The organism is Streptomyces sp. NPDC047085 (assembly GCF_040643735.1).
In the GTDB taxonomy this organism is placed as follows: domain Bacteria; phylum Actinomycetota; class Actinomycetes; order Streptomycetales; family Streptomycetaceae; genus Streptomyces.
In genome coordinates this window covers 476,587-496,076 of the sequence record NZ_JBEYUW010000005.1, presented here as the reverse complement: position 1 = coordinate 496,076, position 19,490 = coordinate 476,587, and the positions used below count along the sequence as shown (strand labels likewise).

Annotated in this window: 16 protein-coding genes, 1 tRNA gene, 1 pseudogene and 1 riboswitch; of the genes and pseudogenes, 6 read left to right on the top strand and 12 right to left on the bottom strand. The window is 69.9% G+C overall.

Features of this window, described 5'->3' with window-relative positions; all coding sequences use genetic code 11:
- The first annotated feature begins 62 nt into the window (after positions 1 to 62).
- Positions 63 to 845, top strand: coding sequence for a hypothetical protein (locus ABZ865_RS20940; RefSeq protein WP_361232311.1), 783 nt, complete (start codon positions 63 to 65; stop codon positions 843 to 845).
- A 102-nt stretch (positions 846 to 947) separates the two neighbouring features.
- On the opposite strand, the gene ABZ865_RS20935 is transcribed toward ABZ865_RS20940, so the two are convergent.
- Positions 948 to 1,229, bottom strand: a complete 282-nt coding sequence (locus tag ABZ865_RS20935; RefSeq protein WP_361232308.1) for a hypothetical protein — start codon at positions 1,227 to 1,229, stop codon at positions 948 to 950.
- A 129-nt stretch (positions 1,230 to 1,358) separates the two neighbouring features.
- On the opposite strand from ABZ865_RS20935, the gene ABZ865_RS20930 reads away from it, so the two are divergent.
- Complete coding sequence (locus ABZ865_RS20930; protein WP_100826629.1) at positions 1,359 to 1,589, top strand: DUF4287 domain-containing protein; 231 nt, start codon at positions 1,359 to 1,361, stop codon at positions 1,587 to 1,589.
- A 114-nt stretch (positions 1,590 to 1,703) separates the two neighbouring features.
- Here the strand turns inward: ABZ865_RS20930 and ABZ865_RS20925 are convergent, their stop codons facing one another.
- Positions 1,704 to 2,564 (bottom strand): Bax inhibitor-1/YccA family protein, encoded by an 861-nt coding sequence (locus tag ABZ865_RS20925; protein ID WP_361232074.1) that lies wholly within the window; start codon positions 2,562 to 2,564, stop codon positions 1,704 to 1,706.
- Between the two features lie 252 nt (positions 2,565 to 2,816).
- Here ABZ865_RS20925 and ABZ865_RS20920 point away from each other — a divergent pair, with 252 nt between their 5' ends.
- Both ABZ865_RS20920 and ABZ865_RS20915 read left to right on the top strand, forming a co-directional pair.
- On the top strand, positions 2,817 to 3,833 hold the full coding sequence (locus ABZ865_RS20920; protein WP_361232072.1) for a DUF1259 domain-containing protein: 1,017 nt from the start codon (positions 2,817 to 2,819) through the stop codon (positions 3,831 to 3,833).
- Entirely contained in the window at positions 3,833 to 5,038 is a 1,206-nt protein-coding gene (locus ABZ865_RS20915) for a cytochrome P450 (protein ID WP_361232070.1), read from the top strand. The genes ABZ865_RS20920 and ABZ865_RS20915 overlap by 1 nt, the downstream gene beginning before the upstream one ends.
- Before the next feature lie 186 nt (positions 5,039 to 5,224).
- Here the strand turns inward: ABZ865_RS20915 and ABZ865_RS20910 are convergent, their stop codons facing one another.
- Positions 5,225 to 5,899, bottom strand: coding sequence for a carbonic anhydrase (locus tag ABZ865_RS20910; RefSeq protein WP_361232067.1), 675 nt, complete (start codon positions 5,897 to 5,899; stop codon positions 5,225 to 5,227).
- Between the two features lie 373 nt (positions 5,900 to 6,272).
- Positions 6,273 to 6,359 (bottom strand) — tRNA-Leu (locus ABZ865_RS20905).
- A 394-nt stretch (positions 6,360 to 6,753) separates the two neighbouring features.
- Here ABZ865_RS20905 and ABZ865_RS20900 point away from each other — a divergent pair.
- Both ABZ865_RS20900 and ABZ865_RS20895 read left to right on the top strand, forming a co-directional pair.
- Positions 6,754 to 7,524, top strand: coding sequence for an ABC transporter ATP-binding protein (locus ABZ865_RS20900; RefSeq protein ID WP_361232065.1), 771 nt, complete (start codon positions 6,754 to 6,756; stop codon positions 7,522 to 7,524).
- Entirely contained in the window at positions 7,524 to 10,058 is a 2,535-nt protein-coding gene (locus ABZ865_RS20895; RefSeq protein WP_361232063.1) for an FtsX-like permease family protein, read from the top strand. Before ABZ865_RS20900 ends, ABZ865_RS20895 begins: the two co-directional genes overlap by 1 nt.
- A gap of 72 nt (positions 10,059 to 10,130) precedes the next feature.
- Here ABZ865_RS20895 and ABZ865_RS20890 read toward each other — a convergent pair whose 3' ends face one another.
- The 8 genes and pseudogenes from ABZ865_RS20890 to ABZ865_RS20855 form a co-directional block, all read right to left on the bottom strand.
- Complete coding sequence (locus tag ABZ865_RS20890) at positions 10,131 to 11,441, bottom strand: class I SAM-dependent methyltransferase (protein ID WP_361232061.1); 1,311 nt, start codon at positions 11,439 to 11,441, stop codon at positions 10,131 to 10,133.
- Positions 11,442 to 11,697: 256 nt separating this feature from the next.
- Positions 11,698 to 13,077 (bottom strand): NAD(P)/FAD-dependent oxidoreductase, encoded by a 1,380-nt coding sequence (locus ABZ865_RS20885; protein ID WP_361232059.1) that lies wholly within the window; start codon positions 13,075 to 13,077, stop codon positions 11,698 to 11,700.
- A 445-nt stretch (positions 13,078 to 13,522) separates the two neighbouring features.
- On the bottom strand, positions 13,523 to 14,479 hold the full coding sequence (locus ABZ865_RS20880; RefSeq protein ID WP_361232305.1) for a Ppx/GppA phosphatase family protein: 957 nt from the start codon (positions 14,477 to 14,479) through the stop codon (positions 13,523 to 13,525).
- 156 nt (positions 14,480 to 14,635) lie between these two features.
- Positions 14,636 to 15,085: pseudogene (locus ABZ865_RS20875) on the bottom strand (DUF501 domain-containing protein); the annotation flags it as partial.
- Between the two features lie 28 nt (positions 15,086 to 15,113).
- Entirely contained in the window at positions 15,114 to 15,590 is a 477-nt protein-coding gene (locus ABZ865_RS20870) for a septum formation initiator family protein (RefSeq protein ID WP_361232057.1), read from the bottom strand.
- Between the two features lie 103 nt (positions 15,591 to 15,693).
- Positions 15,694 to 17,001, bottom strand: coding sequence for a phosphopyruvate hydratase (gene eno, locus ABZ865_RS20865; RefSeq protein WP_361232055.1), 1,308 nt, complete (start codon positions 16,999 to 17,001; stop codon positions 15,694 to 15,696).
- Between the two features lie 329 nt (positions 17,002 to 17,330).
- Entirely contained in the window at positions 17,331 to 18,014 is a 684-nt protein-coding gene (locus ABZ865_RS20860; protein ID WP_361232053.1) for a transglycosylase family protein, read from the bottom strand.
- Between the two features lie 4 nt (positions 18,015 to 18,018).
- Positions 18,019 to 18,191, bottom strand: a riboswitch (cyclic di-AMP (ydaO/yuaA leader).
- 183 nt (positions 18,192 to 18,374) lie between these two features.
- Positions 18,375 to 19,412 (bottom strand): transglycosylase family protein, encoded by a 1,038-nt coding sequence (locus ABZ865_RS20855; protein ID WP_361232051.1) that lies wholly within the window; start codon positions 19,410 to 19,412, stop codon positions 18,375 to 18,377.
- Positions 19,413 to 19,490: the final 78 nt, after the last annotated feature.

Here is a 19,490-nt window from a genome sequence, read left to right as displayed (position 1 = left end):
CTTCAAGCTGATGTAGGAAGTCGGGGGTCGACTTTGAACCTGGGAGTACGTCAGTGAGCGCCATGCCGATCGCCCTGCTGCTCACCACGGCCGCCACGGGCGCCGTGGGCGTCGCCGTCCTGCGCACCGTTCTGAAGCTGCGCCGCCAGATCGGCGAGCTGCACACCCAGCTCGCCGAGAACCAGGCGGCCGCCATGCGTGCGCTGCTGCCGGCCGCCCGGACCACCGCCGACGCGGAGGAGATACGCGCCGCCGTGGCCGAGGCGCTGGCGGAGGAGCGGGAGCGGGAGCTGGCCGAGGCCCGCGCGTTCTGGGCCGCGCAGGAGGCCCGTGACGTCTCCGACGCGCCCTCGCTGCTGGGCCTGTCCGACGTCGACCCGTTCCTGCCCCGGCAGGCCGACTTCGCGGGCCTGGACTCGCTGGAGCCGGTCGCCGAGCCGGCCACCGAGACCGACGAGTTCGCCGGGGAGTCCCCGGAGCTGGCCGCGGCCCGCCGCCGCCACCCCTCGCACCCCGACTTCGTCCCGGTGCAGTCGCCTGCCGTGAACGACCACGAGCGAACGGTCACCACGCTGGAGCAGCTCTCCGCCGACCAGATCGAACTCGCCGACGTCCGCCCGGGTCCGCTCGGCACCCTCGACGTGTACGTCTTCGCCGACGGCACCACCCTGTGCATGACCCCGGGCCACCGCGAGACCGCCGAACGCCTGGCCGCGGCCCTGCGCGCCGGCGAGACCCCGTACCTCCTCGGCGGCTCCGGGATCTCCGGCGCCTACGCCCTCACCTTCGCCTGCGGCGAGGACACGGTCTACATCCTGGCGGACAGGGTCATCGCGTCCCTCTGACGGCCACGTGAGAACGGGGCCAGGAGAACGGGGCCGTGAGAACAGGGCCCTGAAAACGGGCTGTGAAAAACAGGGCGTGAGAACAGCGGTGGGTGAACGGCCCTAGACCCCCGCCCTCTTGCGCGCCTCCTCCACGAACCCCACCGCCTCGGCGACCTGTTCCTCACTCGTCAGCACCACGGCCAGGTCGTTCCCGGCCACGGTGATCTGATCGGCCACCGCGAACATCCCCGCGTCCGGCATCTCCCGGGGCTCCGTCCCGGGCTCCTCCAGCAACTGGGCCCGCCTGGAAAGCTCCCTGGCCGCAGCCAAGGCCTCCGCGGCAGCCCCCCGTTGCAGCCGGCTCTGCGGCGCCGCCCGCAACCGGTCGGCGAAGTGTTCCACTGCTTGGATCAGGGGCGTCGTATCAACCACGCGCCGAGCGTAACGCGCCGCACTGTTGCCAAGAGGCGAACGCTCAGGCACGGTGACGTGAAGGACCGGCTTACATCCCCTTTGCGTTCGGAGGCGCCGATGTCCCAAGTCTTCTCCGAAGAGACCCATCGCAACATGCTCGCCCGTATCCCGCACTGCACCGGTCGTGAAGTCTCCGACTGGCTCCGCACCGTAGAAGAAGGCCCCTCGCTCTTCCGCTTCGAAGAGAAGGTCAGCTGGCTCCGGCACGAGTACGACCTCGCGTACGGCCACGCCAAGGCGATCATCCATGAGTACGACCTGAGGAGGGCCGCGCGCAAGCTGCTCTGACGCCGCCGCACACCCATGACGACATGACGAAGGGCCCCCGGGACGTACCCGGGGGCCCCTCACGCGGCCACCTTTGCGGACTTCACGCGGACTTCACGCGCAGGGGTGAGCCCGCTAGTCGTTGTTGCTGAAGATCGCCACCAGGCGCAGCATCTCGACGTAGATCCAGACCAGGGTCAGGGTGAGGCCGAACGCGGCGAGCCAGGACTCGTTGCGGGGGGCGCCGTACGCGATGCCGTCCTCGATCTGCTTGAAGTCGAGGGTCAGGAAGAACGCGCCGAGCACGATCGCGATGATGCCGACGATCGCGCCGAGCGGGCCGAAGCTGCGCAGACCGCCGCCCTCGGCGACACCGAACGCGACGAGCAGCAGGTTGACCGCCATGACCAGGACGAAGGCGACGGCGATGGCCATGCCGATGCGGGCGTAGCGGGCCGTGACGCGGACCCAGCCGGCCTTGTAGACCAGCAGGGTGGCGGCGGAGACCGCCATGGTGCCCAGCACCGCCTGGAAGGGGGCGCCGCTCCAGCGGCTGTTGTACATCTCGCTGATGACGCCGAGGAAGACGCCCTCGAAGGCGGCGTAGCCCAGGATCAGCGCGGGCGACGGGGTGCGCTTGAAGCTCTGCACCAGCGCCAGGACCATCGCGATGATCGCGGAGCCGAAGGCCAGGCCGTAGCTCGTCGTCGAGACCGGAAGCAGCGCCCAGGCGAGGGCGGCGCCGATGGCGACCGTGCCGAGCGTGAAGGCCGAACGCATGACGACGTCGTCCATCGTCATCCGCTCGGTGGTGGCCGGGGCCTGCGGCGGGGCGCCGTACTGGACGCCCTGCTGGGCGTACGGGTTCTGCGCGTAGGGGTTCTGCGCGTACGGGTTGCCCTGCGCGTACCCGGCCTGCGCTGCGGTGTTGAAGCCGGCGTAGCCGTTGTCGCGGCTGAACCCACGTCGCGAGAAGACCGGGTTGCTGCTCCTCATTTCACTCCTCCATGGCTGCCGAGCGCAGCCTTGGCTCAAGAGTAATGGATTGGCAAAGGATCGACCCTCGTACCTGAGGAGGATCTTTCCCTCGTTGTGCTGCGCAACACGCTATGCGGAAGCCTTGTTCCCGCCTATGGAGGGTCGGTGTGGTTGAGCGATTAGCCCACCGGCGGGAGACCGGCGGGAGGTGACGGTGCGGGTCACCGGCGCCGGCGGATTCCCGTGCTTCGATCGCGTCAGGAGGCACACATGGCTGACGAGCGATCGCAGAGCATCCGTTCCCGACTCACCGCGTCCCGACTCACCGCGTCCCGGCGCCAGGTGCTGGCCGTGGCGGCCCTGGCACCGGTGCTCACCGGGGCGCCCACCGACGCCCGAGCCCTGTCCGGGCCGCGGGACCGCGCCCTCGTGGCACCGGTGACGACCAAACTGTCGGACTGGGCGGACGTGGGCGAGGCGCTCGGCCGACCCGGTGACATGAGGCGGTTCATGTACCACACGGGCCTGCCCCGCCAGGACCTCACCGTCTTCTCCCAGGGCATCCGGATCGACCCCGCGCTCGCCCTGGGGTCGCACATGTCCTTCGTCCGGTACGCCGACGGCAGCACGCTCCTGATGGGCGACTCCGTCGTCACCGAACGCGAACTGCAGCGGTTCGGCGACGTCCTGCAGCAGCACGGGATCATGCAGACCGCCATTCACAAGCACCTGCTCGCCCACGAACCGGACATCTGGTGGGTTCATGTGCACGCCCACGGCCACGATCCGGTCGCCATCGCCCGCGGCCTGCGCGCCGCGTTCGACCGCACCGGCACCCCGCCCGCCGAACCCGCCGCCCCGTCACAGCCGGTCAACCTGGACACCGCCGCCGTCGACGCCGTGCTCGGGGTCAAGGGCTTCCCCGACGGGAAGATCTACAAGGCCACCTTCGTCCGCCGCGAGACCGTCGCCGACGGCCCTCTGGCCCTGCCTCCCGGACTCGGCTCCACCACCTCCGTCAACTTCCAGCCGCTCGGCGGCGGAAGGGCCGCCCTCAGCGGTGACCTGGTGATGATCGCCGACGAGGTGCAGCCCGCCCTCATGGCTCTGCGGCGCGGCGGTGTCGAACTCGTCGAGCTGCACCACCACAACCTCATGGATGAGCCACGCCTTTTCTTCGTCCACTTCTGGGCCGTCGGCAACGCCGTCCGGCTCGCCCTGGCCGTTCGCCGGGCCGTGGACACCACCGACGTCGTACCCATGCCCGGACCTGGAGGAGCTGCCTGATGACCACGGATGACGCGCCCCTCACCTGCCCGTTCGCCTACAGCGAGGCCCTGGAGTTCGACCCCGTGCTCGCGGACCTGATGCGCCGGGACTCCCCCGCGCGGATCCGTCTTCCCTACGGCGACGCGGACGCCTGGCTGATCACCGGCTTCGACGGCGTCAAGCAGGTGACCACCGACAACCGGCTGAGCCGGGCGGGCATCGTCGGTCACGACTACCCGCGGATGACGCCGGAGCCCATCGTCTCGCCCGAGTCGGTCAACGTGATGGACCCGCCCCAGAGCAGCCGCGTCCGCCACCTCGCCTCGCAGGCCTTCACCCAGCAGCACGTCGAGGCCATGCGGCCCCGGATCATCCGGCTCGCGGACCGTCTGCTGGACGACATGGAGGAACACGGATCGCCGGCCGATCTGGTCGAGCACCTCTCCGACCCGCTCCCCCAGCACACCATCCTGGACCTGCTCGGCATCGAGCGGGAGGAATGGCCCCGCATCCAGGAGTCCGTGCACCGGCTCCTCGTCGTCGGCGAGGGCAACAAGGAGGCGGCCGCGCGTGCCAAGTCCGAGCTGACGGAGTACTTCGGGACACTCGTCGAGCAGCGCCGCGTCTCACCCGGCCCGGACCTCATCAGCGCGATGGCCGAGGCGCGGGACGGGAAGGAACGGCTCGACGACAAGGAACTGGCCGTCATGACGCTGATGCTGGCCCTCAGCGGCCAGGACACGGCGACCTGCCAGATCAGCAACATCGTCTACCTGCTGCTCACCCGTCCCGAACTGATGGACCAGCTCAGGAACAGGCCCGAGACCCTCACCGACGTCCTGCACGAGATGCTGCGCTGCATCCCGTTCCGCAAGGGCGTCGGCATCCCCCGAGTGGCCCTGGAGGACATGGAACTGGACGGCGCCCACATCCGGGCCGGCGACTACGTCCACGTCTCCTACCTGACGGCCAACCGCGACCCTGCCCGCTACCCCGACCCGCACACCATCGACCCCGCCCGCCCCAGCGCCCCCCACATGACCTTCGGCTGGGGCGGCCACCGCTGCATCGCCATGCCCCTGGCCATGGCGGAACTGGAAGTAGCCATCGGTCGCCTGGTGGAACGCTTCCCCACCCTGAAACTCGCCGTCCCGCCGGAGGACCTGCACTGGGACACCAAGACGATCAGACGCTTCCCGCTGGAACTGCCGGTGGCTTGGTAGGAACGCCCGCGAAGGGGCAGCGAGGTGGCGCCAACGGCTCCACCCGCTGCCACCGCGGATGCAACCGCACCAAGGGCGACCCCCAGGCGAACATTTAGGTCCGAGCCTCGTGCACCGGGCGTCGCATCGTGCCGTACTCGAAGTCCGCGTCCGTCAGTTCGTCGGCCGTTCGACTCGTCCGACCGGTCAGGAGGGCGCGCCGGCCAGGACTTCCACCTTGCCGGTGTCGAGCGAGTAGTAAGCGCCCACCACGGCAAGGGCACCCTTTCCCACAAGTGGGGCCAGGTCCTGGTTGGATCGCAGATCGGCCGCGGTCAACTTGACCTGGGCGCGGGCCATGGTCTCGACCGGGTCGGCGCCACCCTCCCGGACGGCCTGCTCGTACGCCGGCTGCAGGGCCTTGACGATCGCCTGCAGGTTGCCGGGCAGCGGTTTGCCGCCACGAAGGGACGTGTACGCCGCCTTGACGGCGCCGCAGCGCTGATGCCCGAGGACCACGATGAGAGGGGTGTCACTCGTCATAGGCCCGTACTCGACAGAGCCAGTGACCACCGGGCCGACCGCCTCCCCACCGGTGCGCATCACGTACAGGTCGCCCAGGCCGGTATCGAAGACGAGCTCAGGCGGCACTCGGGAGTCGATACACGAGAGGATCGCCGCAAAAGGCTCCTGCTCCTGGGCCACGAGCTGACGCCGGTTCGGATCCCGGTCGGGGTGTTGAAGGTCTCCGCTGACCCAGCGCTTGTTGCCTTCCATCAGCCGCGCGAATGCCGTGGCGGGCGTGGTGGGCCGCGCTTCCGGCGAAGCGCTGGTCGCCGACGAGGCGGCCCTCGTCGATGAGCATCCAGCGAGCGCGACCATGGCGCCCGAAAGTCCGCCGGCAAGCAGCGATCTACGATCCGGAGGTCCGGCTCTGTCCATCAGTCGGTTCCCCTCGATGCCGTTCAGACACGTCACTGCGTGTTGACCAGGCCAATGGTCCGCGCGGTGTGGGTGCCGTCGCAGCAGGCACAAGCGGGCGCGGGCCACATTGCTCCGGACAGCCCACAGAACCAGCTCGGGCGGCGGCGGCGTGAACCTCTGACGGCACGAGGATGATCGAGTCCCCGCAGTCGCACCCGCGGGACGGCGTCGGCGACGCCGTGCGCGGAAGGATACGGCGACCAGAGCTGCAACCAACGGGCCACTCCCGGACCACCCCAAGGGTGGCCCGCGACGCGCATCGCAGGCGCGGTGGTGCCCGGAGCCGGACTTGAACCGGCACGCCCGCGAAGGGGCAGCGAGGTTTAAGCTCGCCGTGTCTGCATTCCACCATCCGGGCAGGCCATGGGCTCCGCTTTCGAGGTCCCGAGCCTATCGGGATGCCTCCCCCGGACAGCCGTGGGGACGGGCCGATGTTGTCTTATTTTATTGATGTCTGAGGGTGCATCAGACCACGGTACGCGCCATCCGCACTTGCCAATAGCGTGACGTGGTGCCGCTGCGCGCGTACGCGGAATGACGGAATTTCACCTACCGAACGGGGGAGGTCCACCGGTTCTCGACGGCGTCGGGTGTCAGGGTCGCCCGTCCTCCCCAGGTATGACACGGCCCCGCTCCGTCCGACCGGAGTCGCCCCCCGGAACCGGAGCAGCGACTGACTACACGGGCACGTGCGGCCGGGACGATGGATCGGTCCCCATGAAGACACGTCGTCCCGACAGGAGCACCCTCCCGTGACCACCACACCCACCGCCGGCCGGACCACGGCCGTGGCCGCACGCGCCACGGAGCTGTCGAAGATCTACGGGCAGGGCGAGACCCGGGTGGTCGCCCTGGACCGGGTCTCCGTCGACTTCCGGCAGGCCGAGTTCACCGCGATCATGGGCCCCTCCGGTTCCGGCAAGTCCACGCTGATGCACTGCGTGGCCGGCCTGGACACCTTCTCCTCCGGATCCGTGCGGATCGGCGAGACGGAGCTGGGCTCCCTGAAGGACAAGCAGCTCACCAAGCTGCGCCGGGACAAGATCGGCTTCATCTTCCAGGCGTTCAACCTGCTGCCGACGCTGACCGCGCTGGAGAACATCACCCTGCCGATGGACATCGCGGGGCGGAAGGCCGACCGGGCGTGGCTCGACCGGGTCATCCAGATGGTCGGCCTGTCCGACCGGCTCAGCCACCGGCCCTCGCAGCTGTCCGGCGGCCAGCAGCAGCGCGTCGCCGTCGCCCGCGCCCTCGCCTCCCGGCCCGAGATCATCTTCGGTGACGAGCCGACCGGAAACCTCGACTCGCGCTCCGGCGCCGAGGTCCTCGGCTTCCTGCGCAACTCCGTGCGCGAGCTGGGCCAGACGGTGGTCATGGTGACCCACGACCCGGTGGCCGCGGCGTACGCGGACCGCGTGATCTTCCTCGCGGACGGGCGGATCGTGGACGAGATGTACGGGCCGACCGCCGAGACGGTCCTCGACACCATGAAGCAGTTCGACGCGAAGGGCCGTACCAGCTGATGTTCCGCTCCGCCCTGCGCAACGTGCTCGCGCACAAGGCCCGGCTCCTGATGACCGTGCTCGCCGTCATGCTCGGCGTGGCGTTCGTGTCCGGGACGCTGGTCTTCGCCGACACGCTCTCCAACGCCTTCCGCAACCAGTCGGCGAAGAGCTACGAGGACGTCGCCGTCGCCATCACCTCGCACGCCGACCCCGACAACGTCAAGGAAGAGCCCGGCCTCTCCCGCAAGACCCTCGACAGGATCTCCGCCGTGGACGGCGTCGGCGCCGTCTACGGCCGCGTCGACGGCTTCGCCGGGGTCGCCGACCCCGACGGGAAGCTGATCGGCGTCGGCTGGTCCAACAAGGGTTCGAACTTCGCCCCCGGCAAGGACGGCAAGGACCCGGCCTACACGTTCACCGACGGCTCGGGCCCGGTGAAGGACGATCAGATCGCCCTGGACAAGGACTCCGCGGCCAAGGGCGAGTACCAGGTCGGTGACCGGGTCCGGGTCGCCACGAACGGGCCGGTGAAGGAGTACACCCTCAGCGGTGTGTTCACCACCGAGGACGGTGCCGTGAACGCCGGCGGCAGCCTCGTCCTCTTCGACACCGCGGTCGCCCAGAAGCAGTACCTCAAGCCGGGCTACTTCGAGGACATCACCGTCACCGCCGCTCCCGGCGCGACCGACACGAAGATCCTGGACGCGGTCGAGCCGCTGCTGCCGGACACGGCGGAGGCCCGGACCGGCCAGGCACTCGCGGACGAGCAGGCCAAGCAGATCGAGCAGGGCATGGGCTCGCTCAAGCAGGTCCTGCTCGGCTTCGCGGGCATCGCGCTCTTCGTCGGGATCTTCCTGATCTCCAACACCTTCACGATGCTGGTCGCCCAGCGCACGAAGGAGATCGCGCTGATGCGGGCCGTCGGTGCGTCGCGCAGGCAGATCACCCGCTCGGTGCTCGCCGAGGCCGCGGTGGTGGGCCTGGTCGCCTCGGTGATCGGCTTCGTCCTCGGCGTCGGGCTGGCGGTCGGTCTGCGCTCCGGCATGGCCGCGTTCGGGATGAAGATTCCGGACGGGCCGCTGATCCTGTCCGTGACGCCGGTGATCGCCGCGATCGGCGTCGGCGTGCTGATCACGATGTTCGCCGCCTGGCTGCCCGGCCGCCGGGCCGCGAAGATCCCGCCGGTGGCGGCCATGAGCAGCGTCCACGCCGTGGCGACCACCAAGTCGCTGGTGGTGCGCAACTCCATCGGTGCGGCCGTCACCGCCCTCGGCGCGGTCGCGATCGTGGCGGGTGCCTCGACCGGCGGCGACGACGGCCGGATGTACATCGCGGCGGGCGCGTTCTTCGCGCTGATCGGTGTGATCGTCCTGATCCCTCTGCTGTCCCGGCCCGTGATCGCGCTCGTCCGTCCGCTGCTCGTCGGCCCCTTCGGGGTGTCCGGCAAGCTGGCCGGCCAGAACGCGGTCCGCAATCCGCGCCGTACCGGCGCCACCGCCTCGGCACTGGCGATCGGACTGACGCTGGTGACCGGCCTGTCCGTGCTCGGTGTCACGGTCGGCAGGGCCGTCGACAAGATGACCACGGACAACATCAAGGCCGACTACATGGTCTCGATGGCGAACGGCGGGGACCTCGACCAGTCCGCACTGACGGCGCTGGCGAAGGCCAAGGGCGTCTCGGCGGTCTCGCCGCAGCAGAGCGCCGACTTCCGGGTCGGTGGTGAGGACTACGTCTCCGCTTCGGCGGTCACCCCCGGCGACATCGAGAAGGTCCTGAGGGTCGACGTCGTCAGCGGCAGCATCGACTCGCTGGCCGAGGGCCGGATCGCGGTCGCCGAGAAGACGGCCAGGAGCAAGGGCTGGAAGCCCGGCGACAGCATTCCGGTCACCTTCGGCGACGAGAAGAAGGCCACGCTGACGGTCGGCGCCGTCTTCAAGGACAGCGAGTTCCTCTCACCCGTCCTCGTCGACACGAAGGTCGTGAACCCGCACGAGGTGCGGCCGTCCATCCAGCAGATCTTCGTGAAGGTGGACGGCGGCCAGTCCGCGGCGAACGAGAAGGTCCTCATCGACGCGCTGGGCGACAACCCCGCGATCACGGTCATGGACCGGCAGGACATCCGCAACGAGTTCGGCGGCGCCATCAACACCCTGCTGAACATCATGTACGGCCTGCTGGCGATGGCCCTGATCATCGCGGTGCTGGGCGTCGTCAACACCCTCGCGATGTCGGTCTTCGAACGGCAGCAGGAGATCGGCATGCTGCGCGCCATCGGACTCGACCGGCGCCGGGTGAAGCGGATGGTCCGGCTGGAGGCCGTGGTCATCTCCGTGTTCGGCGCGGTGGTCGGGATCGGGCTCGGCTCGTTCCTCGGCTGGGCGATCGGCGAGACCTTCGCGGACAAGATCCAGGGTTACGCGCTGGTCGTGCCCTGGGACCGGATCGGGATCTTCCTGGTGCTGGCCGGTCTGGTGGGCGTCCTGGCCGCGCTGTGGCCGGCCCGCAACGCCGCGAGGCTGAACATGCTGAACGCGATCAAGGCCGAGTGACCACGTCCCGCCCCACCGAAGGGCCGGGCTCCCCCGTCGTGGGGAGCCCGGCCCTTCTGCTGGCGTGCCGGATCAACCGCGCTCGTGCTCAACCCACTTGCGGGGCCGCAGCGGCATCCCCGAGGCACCGGATTCGGGGGTCCTCACGGCCAGCACCTGGTTGACGCCGATGCGGTTGCGTTCGAAGGCGAGCGCGCAGGCGGCCATGTACAGGAGCCAGACGCGGGCACGGCCGGGGCTGGTGAGGCGGGCCGCACGGTCCCGGTCGGCCTCCAGGTTGGCGACCCAGGCGCGCAGGGTGCGGGCGTAGTGCTCGCGGATCGACTCCACGTCCCGCACCTCGAAGCCGGCGCGCTCCAGCTGGGTGACCGTGGTGCCGATCGGGGCCAGCTCCCCGTCGGGGAAGACGTAGGCGTCGATGAACTCGTCGACCTCGTACGACGTCTCGTCGCGCTGCGGGCGGCGGGCGATCTGGTGGTTGAGCAGCCGGCCGCCGGGCTTCAGCAGGGCGAACAGATCGCTCGCGTACCCCAGGTAGCGTTCGGCGCCGACGTGTTCGGCCATGCCGATGGAGGAGATCGCGTCGTAGGGCCCGTCACCGACGTCCCGGTAGTCCTGGACCCTGATCTCCACCCGGTCGGTCAGACCCTCCTCCGCGACGCGCTTACGGGCGTACGCGGCCTGCTCCTGGGACAGGGTCACCCCCACGACGCTCACGCCGTGCTCGCGGGCCGCGTGGATGGCCATCGAGCCCCAGCCGCAGCCGACGTCCAGCAGCCGCTGTCCCTCCCTCAGGCCGAGCTTGGCGCAGATGAGTTCGAGCTTGTCGCGCTGGGCGGACTCCAGGGTTCCGCCGTCTTCGACGGCCTCCCAGTAGGCGCACGAGTAGACCATCGACGGGCCGAGGACCAGCTCGTAGAAGTCGTTGCCGACGTCGTAGTGGTGGCTGATGGCCCGCCTGTCGCTGTGCCGCGTGTGCAGATGGCGGCGCCGGCGGACCTCCTCGCGCGGCGGGGCGGGCGGGATCGGCGGCCCGGCGAGCCTCAGCAGCTCGCGGGCGGCGGCCCGTACGTCGGGGTCGCGCAGCGCCTGGGCGAGGGTACGGGCGTCCTCGTCGCGCTCCCAGACGAAGCCGGCCATGGCGTCGAGCGCGCTGTACAGGTCGCCCTCGATGTCCAGGTCACCGGAGACCCAGGCCCGGGCCAGGCCCAGTTCGCCGGGTTTGAACAGCAGTCGGCGCAGGGCGCGTCGGTTGCGCACGACGAGCGCGGGCGCGTCCGGTGGGCCGGCCTGGGACCCGTCCCAGGCCCGGATCCGCACCGGGAGCGGCGCTCCCAGCAACTGCTCCCCCACACTCACCAGCCGCGACGCGGCGTCGGCCATGGTGCACACCTCCAAGACGACGATCCCGGATGCCTGTTACCACGTAAACACCGCGGAGCCCCTGGCGCAGTCCCGCAAATGAGTTACACAGCGCCGTTTTTGCCGATTCCGCCGGTCCGGCCGATTCCGCCGGTCCCGCCGGTCCGCCCGCCGCGCCGGAACGCAGGAACGCCGAAGGACCCCCCGCACCACGGATAGCGGGAGGTCCTTCGGGTGAGTCACCGGCCGGGGGCCGGAGGGTGCTGCCCGGGGAGGGTCAGGAGGCCTTGGCCTTCTCCTCGGTCTTGGCGGCGGCGACCGGCGCCGGCTTGGCGGCCTCGTAGAACTCCTCGCGGGGGTTCTCCATGGCGCCGAGGGAGACGACCTCACGCTTGAGGAACATGCCCAGGGTCCAGTCGGCGAAGATGCGGATCTTGCGGTTCCAGGTCGGCATCGCCAGACCGTGGTAGCCACGGTGCATGTACCAGGCGAGGCGGCCCTTGAGCTTGATCTTCATCTTGCCCATGACGATCATCGCCACGCCCTTGTGCAGGCCGAGACCGGCGACCGCACCCTTGTTGGCGTGCTCGTACTCCTTCTGCGGGAAGCCCCGCATACCGGAGATCACGTTGTCGCCGAGGACCTTGGCCTGGCGCAGCGCGTGCTGGGCGTTCGGCGGGCACCAGGCGTTCTCGTTGCCCGCCTTGCGGCCGACGAGGTCCGGAACCTGGGCGTTGTCGCCCGCGGCCCAGATGTAGTCGGTGCCGGCGACCTGGAGCGTGGGCTCGCAGTCGACGTGGCCGCGGGGACCGAGAGGCAGGCCGAAGCGGGCGAGGGCCGGGTTCGGCTTGACGCCGGCGGTCCAGACGATCGTGTTGGAGTCGACCTCGAGGCCGTTCTTCAGCACGACGTGGCCGTCGACGCAGGAGTCCATGGAGGTGGAGAGGTAGATCTCCACGCCCCGGCTCTCCAGGTGCTCCTTGCCGTACTGGCCGAGCTTGGGGCCGACCTCGGGCAGGATCTTGTCGGCGGCGTCGACGAGGATGAACCGCATGTCCTCGCGGGACACGTTGGTGTAGTACTTGGCCGCGTCACGGGCCATGTCCTCGACCTCGCCGATGGTCTCCGCGCCCGCGAAGCCACCGCCGATGAAGACGAAGGTGAGCGCCTTGCGGCGGATCTCCTCGTCGGTCGTGGAGTCGGCCTTGTCCAGCTGCTCGAGGACGTGGTTGCGCAGGCCGATGGACTCCTCGATGCCCTTCATGCCGATGCCCTGCTCGGCGAGGCCGGGGATGGGGAAGGTGCGGGAGACCGCGCCCATCGCGATGACCAGGTAGTCGAAGGGCAGCTCGTACGCCTCGCCCACGAGGGGGGCGATCGTGGCGACCTTGCGGTCCTGGTCGATGGTGGTGACCCGGCCGGTGAGGACCTCCGCCTTGGGCAGGACGCGCCGCAGCGGGACGACGACGTGCCGGGGGGAGATGCTGCCGGCGGCGGCTTCGGGGAGGAAGGGCTGGTAGGTCATGTACGACCGGGGGTCGACGACCGTGACGGTCGCCTCGCCGTAGCGCATCTTCTTGAGAATGCGCCGAGCTGCGTACAGGCCTACGTACCCACCGCCTACTACGAGGATCCTGGGACGCTCCGTGGTGCTCATGCCATCGAGTATCCACCCGACATCGGGGGGTCGCTCGTGCGCCCCTTCACAAGCTTGGAGAGGGCCTGTGTTATCCTCCGCCACCCACGTGACGCAGGTCATGCGGCCGAACGGGAACCCCTGACCGTTCTGACCCGGTGTCAAGGCCGCGTGAGCTGCCTCTCTGGTCGATCGGGGGGCGTGTGAGCACCACGCAACACACCTCGGACACCCGCTTCCGGAGCCCCGCTCCGCCCACTATCTGAACATGTTCAAAGGGCCCGGGAGGTCCCGGAAGGGCCCATCGGCCCCTTTTCCCGCTGCCATGAGGCGGAATTCCTTGTGAAGAACTTCACGAACTTTCCCGGGCGGCCGTCACCGAGGGGCCCTCGAGGGGCCCCTCAGCCCCGCTCAGACGTTATCCGACCTGCTCAGCCGACGACTACCGGCCGGTAACAAAAGAGAGCTACGCCACCGACCACGCGATGCCGTCGAGGATGTCGTGCTCGCTGACGACGACCTCCTCGGCACCGATCCGCTCCATGATCGCGAGCAGCACGAGGGCGCCGGCGCCGATGACGTCGACCCGGCCCGGGTGCATGGACGGGATCGCCGCGCGCTCGGCGTGCGTGGAGCGCAGCAGCCACTCGGTGATCTGGCGGACGCGGCCCTGGGTGACACGGGAGTGGTGGATGCGCTCGGAGTCGTACTCGGGCAGTTCCTGGTCGATCGCGGACACGGTCGTGACCGAGCCGGCCAGGCCGACCAGGGTGCGCGCCTCACGCAGCGGGACCGTCTCCTCCGCGAGGTCCAGGGCGGCCTCGATGTCGGCCCGCATCGCGGCGATCTGCTGGGCGGTGGGCGGGTCGCTCACCTTGCCCTCGTGCACCAGGTGCCGCTCGGTCATCCGCACGCAGCCGACGTCCACGGACCGCGCGGCCCGCACGTGGTCGTCACCGACGACGAACTCGGTGGAGCCGCCGCCGATGTCCACCACCAGGTAGGGCCTCGCGACGTCGTCGCGGCCCGCGAGCTCCTTCGTGGCGCCGGTGAAGGAGAACTCGGCCTCCTGGTCGCCGCTGATGACCTCGGGCTCGACACCGAGGATGTCGACGACACCGCGCACGAACTCGTCCCGGTTCTCCGCGTCCCGGGAGGCGGAGGTGGCGACGAACCGCACGTTGGTGGCGCCCAGTTCGCGGATGACGTCCGCGTACTCACGGCACGCCGCGAAGGTCCGCTCCAGCGCCTCAGGAGCCAGCCGGCCGGTGCGGTCCACGTCCTGGCCGAGCCGCACGATCGTCATCCGCCGGTCCAGCTCCAGCAGCTCGCCGGTGGCCGGGTTGACGTCGGCGACGAGCAGCCGGATGGAGTTCGTGCCGCAGTCGACGGCGGCGACACGGGTGAACCCCTCGGCGACCAGGGGCCGGTAGGCGAAGAAGCCGCGGCGGTCCTCGGTGACGTCGAGGACCACGCCGTCCTCGCCCGGGTGCTCGTCCGCGGGATCGGGCGCCACCAGGGGCTGCACGCACGGCCCCTTGCGCCACCACTCCGGCAGCATCGCGATCGCCTCGTCGCCGAGCGGGTTCACGCCCGGTCCGGCGGCCAGCGAGTGGGCCACCAGGACGTGCAGGCACTTCACCCGGTCCGGCATGCCGCCCGCGCTCGGGAAGCCCTCCAGGACCTCGATCTCGTCCCGGCGCCGGATGTAGTCCTCGTGCGCGGCCCGGTACGCGGCGGCCAGCTCGGGGTCGCTCCCCAGCCGTTCCGTCATCTCCTTCATGACGCCGTCCGCCTCCAGCGTGCCGATCGCCGAGGCGGCGCGCGGGCACGTCAGGTAGTACGTCGTCGGGAAGGGCGTGCCGTCCGGCAGCCGCGGAGCCGTCTCCACGACGTCCGGCTGCCCGCACGGGCACCGGTGCGCGATCGCCCTCAGCCCGCGCGGCGGACGCCCGAGCTGCTGCTTGAAGGCCTCGACGTCCGCGTCGGTCGGCTCGGTGCGCGGAGTGGAGGGCGGAGGCGTTTCCATGACTGTCTTCAGCTGTCTTTCTGTCGGTTCACTGGTCGGAGGCGTCGGACTTGTCGACCCCGTCCCAGACGTTCGCGTACCAGGGCCGGTGGGCGGCCCCGAAGTCGGCGCGGGACTGCTTGGCCGCACCCGGGTCGATCACGACATACCCGGTCTCACCGGGCATCACATAGTGCAGCCGACGCCGGATCTCCTGCTCGGCGTAGGCGTCGTCCTGCCAGCGGGCCTTGAGGTCCCGCAGCTGTTCGACCCGCTCGCGCGCCTGTTCCTGCTGCCGCTGGAGGTCGGCGATCTCCGCGCGCTGGGAGACGTACTGCCGCATCGGGTAGGCGAGCGCGACGATCAGCGAGCACAGCACCAGCGCGAGCAGCGCCGCGCGGCCGGTGAGCCGTGAGCGGCGGGCCTGCCGCTTGGTCTGGGAGCGGTAGACACGGGCCGCGGTCTGTTCGCCGAGCAGCCGCAGCCTGGTCGTGGTGGAGAAACGGTCCCGGTCCTTCGTGGCCATCTTCCCCGCCTCCCGTTTGCACACGCGCGTACGTCCCCGCACACGGTACGGGACCGGGTACGGGGACGTACGTACGACTGGCTAAGCCTTACGCCGGGTCGGGTCAGCCCTTGGAGATCTCCACGTTCCCCTTGAAGCGCGGGAACGCGCTGCGGCCGGCGTACACCGCGGCGTCGTCGAGGATCTCCTCGATGCGCAGCAGCTGGTTGTACTTGGCGACGCGCTCGGAGCGGGCCGGGGCGCCGGTCTTGATCTGGCCGCAGTTGGTGGCGACGGCCAGGTCGGCGATGGTGACGTCCTCGGTCTCGCCGGAGCGGTGGGACATCATGCACTTGAAGCCGTTGCGCTGGGCCAGCTCGACGGCGTCCAGGGTCTCGGTGAGCGAACCGATCTGGTTGACCTTGACCAGCAGGGCGTTGGCGGCGCCGTCCTCGATGCCGCGGGCCAGGCGCTCGGGGTTGGTGACGAACAGGTCGTCACCGACGAGCTGGACCTTGTCGCCGAGCTTGTCGGTGATGACCTTCCAGCCGGCCCAGTCGTCCTCGAACAGCGGGTCCTCGATGGAGACGAGCGGGTAGGCCGCGACGAGCTCCTCGTAGTACTCCGTCATCTCGGCGGCGGAGCGCTCCTTGCCCTCGAAGAGGTACGTGCCGTCCTTGTAGAACTCGGAGGCGGCGACGTCGAGCGCGAGGGCGATCTGCTCGCCGGGGACGTACCCGGCCTGCTTGATGGCCTCGAGGATGAGGTCGAGGGCCTCGCGGTTGGAGCCGAGGTTCGGGGCGAAGCCGCCCTCGTCGCCGAGGCCGGTGGACAGGCCCTTGGTCTTCAGGACCTTCTTCAGGGTGTGGTAGACCTCGGTGCCCCAGCGCAGCGCCTCGGAGAAGGACTCCGCGCCGATCGGGGCGATCATGAACTCCTGGATGTCCACGTTGGAGTCGGCGTGCGAGCCGCCGTTCAGGATGTTCATCATCGGCACCGGCAGCAGGTGCGCGTTCGGGCCGCCCAGGTAGCGGAACAGCGGCAGGTCGCTGGCCTCGGAGGCGGCGTGGGCGACGGCGAGGGAGACGCCCAGGATGGCGTTGGCGCCGAGGGAGCCCTTGTTGTCGGTGGCGTCCAGGTCGAACATCGCCTGGTCGATCAGGCGCTGCTCGGTGGCGTCGTAGCCGACCAGCTCCGGGCCGATCTGCTCGATGACGGCGAGAACGGCCTTCTCGACGCCCTTGCCCTGGTAGCGGTTGGGGTCACCGTCGCGCAGCTCGATGGCCTCGAAGGCGCCGGTGGAGGCGCCGGACGGGACGGCGGCACGACCCGTGCTGCCGTCGTCGAGGCCGACCTCGACCTCGACCGTGGGGTTGCCTCGGGAGTCCAGGATTTCCCGGGCTACGACGACGTCGATGGACGGCACGAGCATCTCCTTCTTGGATGTGACGCTGGAAGTGCGGGGCTTTGTGCCTTACGGCTGTGCCTTGCGACTAGAGCCTAACCGTCCCAGGGGCGTCGGCCACCGACCGACCGTCCCGTGGACAGGGAGAGACAGGGCGAGACAGGGAGACGGTACCCATTGTTCCCGCCCGGAACAAAGGGGGACCGGGAAAGGCGCAGAAAAAAGCCCCGCCCCGGTGCGTACGGGGGAACACGCACCAGGGCGGGGGGCCCGTGGGGACGGGGGGTGACCCTCACGGGGGCTCTATCGGGGGAAGTCGCCGTGAGGACGCTGTGGCCGGGCCGGCCGGCCGCGCCTTACTTCAGGTGCAGCTGCTGGCCGGGGTAGATCAGGTCGGCGTCCTCGACGATGTCCTTGTTCAGCTCGAAGAGGGTCTTCCAGCCGCCCTTGACGTTGTGCTTCTCGGCGATGGTGCCGAGGGTGTCGCCCTTGACGACCTTGTACTCGCCGTCACCCTTCTTGACCTTCTTGCCGGTCGGGGTGGTGACGGTCTTGCTCGGGGCCGGGCGGGTCGCCGAGCGGGAGGCGGCCTGCTGGTCGGTGGAGCGGGTGGTGGTGCTGCTCGAAGAGGTGGTCTTCGAGGAGGGGGCGGCGGTGCCGCTGTACGGGGTGCTCGACAGGCCCGTGCCGCAGACCGGCCAGGCGCCCTTGCCCTGGGCGGCGAGGACCTTCTCGGCCACGGTGATCTGCTGCTGCTTGGTGGCCAGGTCGGCGCGGGAGGCGTAGGCCGTGCCGCCGTAGGCGGCCCAGGTGGAGGCGGAGAACTGCAGACCGCCGTAGTAGCCGTTGCCGGTGTTGATGGACCAGTTGCCGCCGGACTCGCACTGGGCGACCTTGTCCCACTCGGAGGCGGTGGCGGCGGAGGCGTTGCCGGCCGCCATCAGCGGGGCGGCGACGACGGCGCCGGTGACACCGACGAGCGCGATGGCGCGGGTGGCCTTGAACGGACGACGGTGCTTGCCCTTGCCGGAAAACAGCATGGATCGATCCCCTCACCGACGCCTGCGAGGTGAGCTGTCGGGTTCGGGCCGGTTGAGTTGCCCGGCCACTCCTCCCTCGTGGGAGGCGTGGCTTCACCCCAAGCCGGTCGCGGCATCAACTGCCGGATCCGGCGCTTACCTTGGGTCCCCCGCTCCTGCCTACGGCGCGTGACGCGTCGACTGTTCCCGGGCAACCGCTGGCAGGATTCGGCGTTGCGAGTGCCGGGGCTCGTGGTGACGAGCGGTCCCGACCGTAGACATGCGCTCGGCGGAATTTCAAAGACGATCAGGGCTTCTGAGACTCATCCCACACTTTCACCAAACCGGACATTAGCCCTGAAAGCGGGGCGTCAACTCCCGCTACTCCGCGCCCGCTTCGGAACCGACGTCCAGGGTCTGACCGGGGGCGATGTGGTCCGGGTCGGCGCCAATGGCCTTCTTGTTCTGGCTGTAGAGCGCGTGCCATCCGCCGTCGACGTCAAGGGAGTCGGCGATGGAGGCGAGGGAGTCGCCTTCACGGACCGTGTAGGTACCCGCGTCACGGGAGGCGTGACGGCCCGAGGAACGGGTGTCCTGACCGCTTGTCAGGCTTTCGTCCGCACTGCCGCCCCGGTGACGTCCGCCACTGCTGAGCGCACCGGTGTCGACCAGGCTCCAAGAGCCGCCGGTCTGCCACGAATTGTCCGAGTCGTCGACCGCGGGGTCCGGGGCGGCCGAAACGCCACTCCCCTGCGTGGGCTCGGAGTCGGGCAAGGCGGACTTGTCGGACTTGGGAGCATTCGCACCCTCGTCGGAGCCGGCGGAGTCGGCGGAACCGGAGCCCTCGCTCGCGCTCGGGGACGGCGTGACGGTCGCGTCCGAGGAGGAGCCGGACGACGGTGACGAGGGCGACGAAGCCGAGGAATCCGGCAGATTGGACGAGTCGGACTTACCGGTGGAACCGGAGGAGGAGTGCCCGGAGTCCGCCTTGCCCGATTCGCCGGAGCCGGCGCCGACACCCGTGTCCACGTCCACCGAACCGGAGTTGGAGGTCAGTCCGGAGAGCAGGGCGCAGGTGGCCCAGGGGGTGGTGCCCTGGTCGGCGAGGATCTTCTCGGCGACCGCGATCTGCTGCGAACGGCTCGCCTGGTCGGCGCTCGCGGCGTACTGGGTGCCGCCGTACGTGGCCCAGTCCGCCTGCGATATCTGCAGGCCGCCGTAGTACCCGTTGCCGGTGTCGGCGCTCCAGGAGCCGCCGCTCTCGCACTCGGCCACCTTGTCCCACGTGGTGCCGTCGGCCGCGTTGGCGCTCGCGGCGCCCAGGAGAGGGAGGGCGATGGCGGAGCCGGTCACTCCGGCCGCGACGATGAGTGCCGGAGCCTGACGGGGGCGACGGTGACGACCGTTCCCGGAGAGCATGCGGAGGCCTTTCGTGCGACAGCAGGACCGGCGCGGCGGGTGATGCTCAGGGCCACGCTGATGGGTGAACGTAGCGGC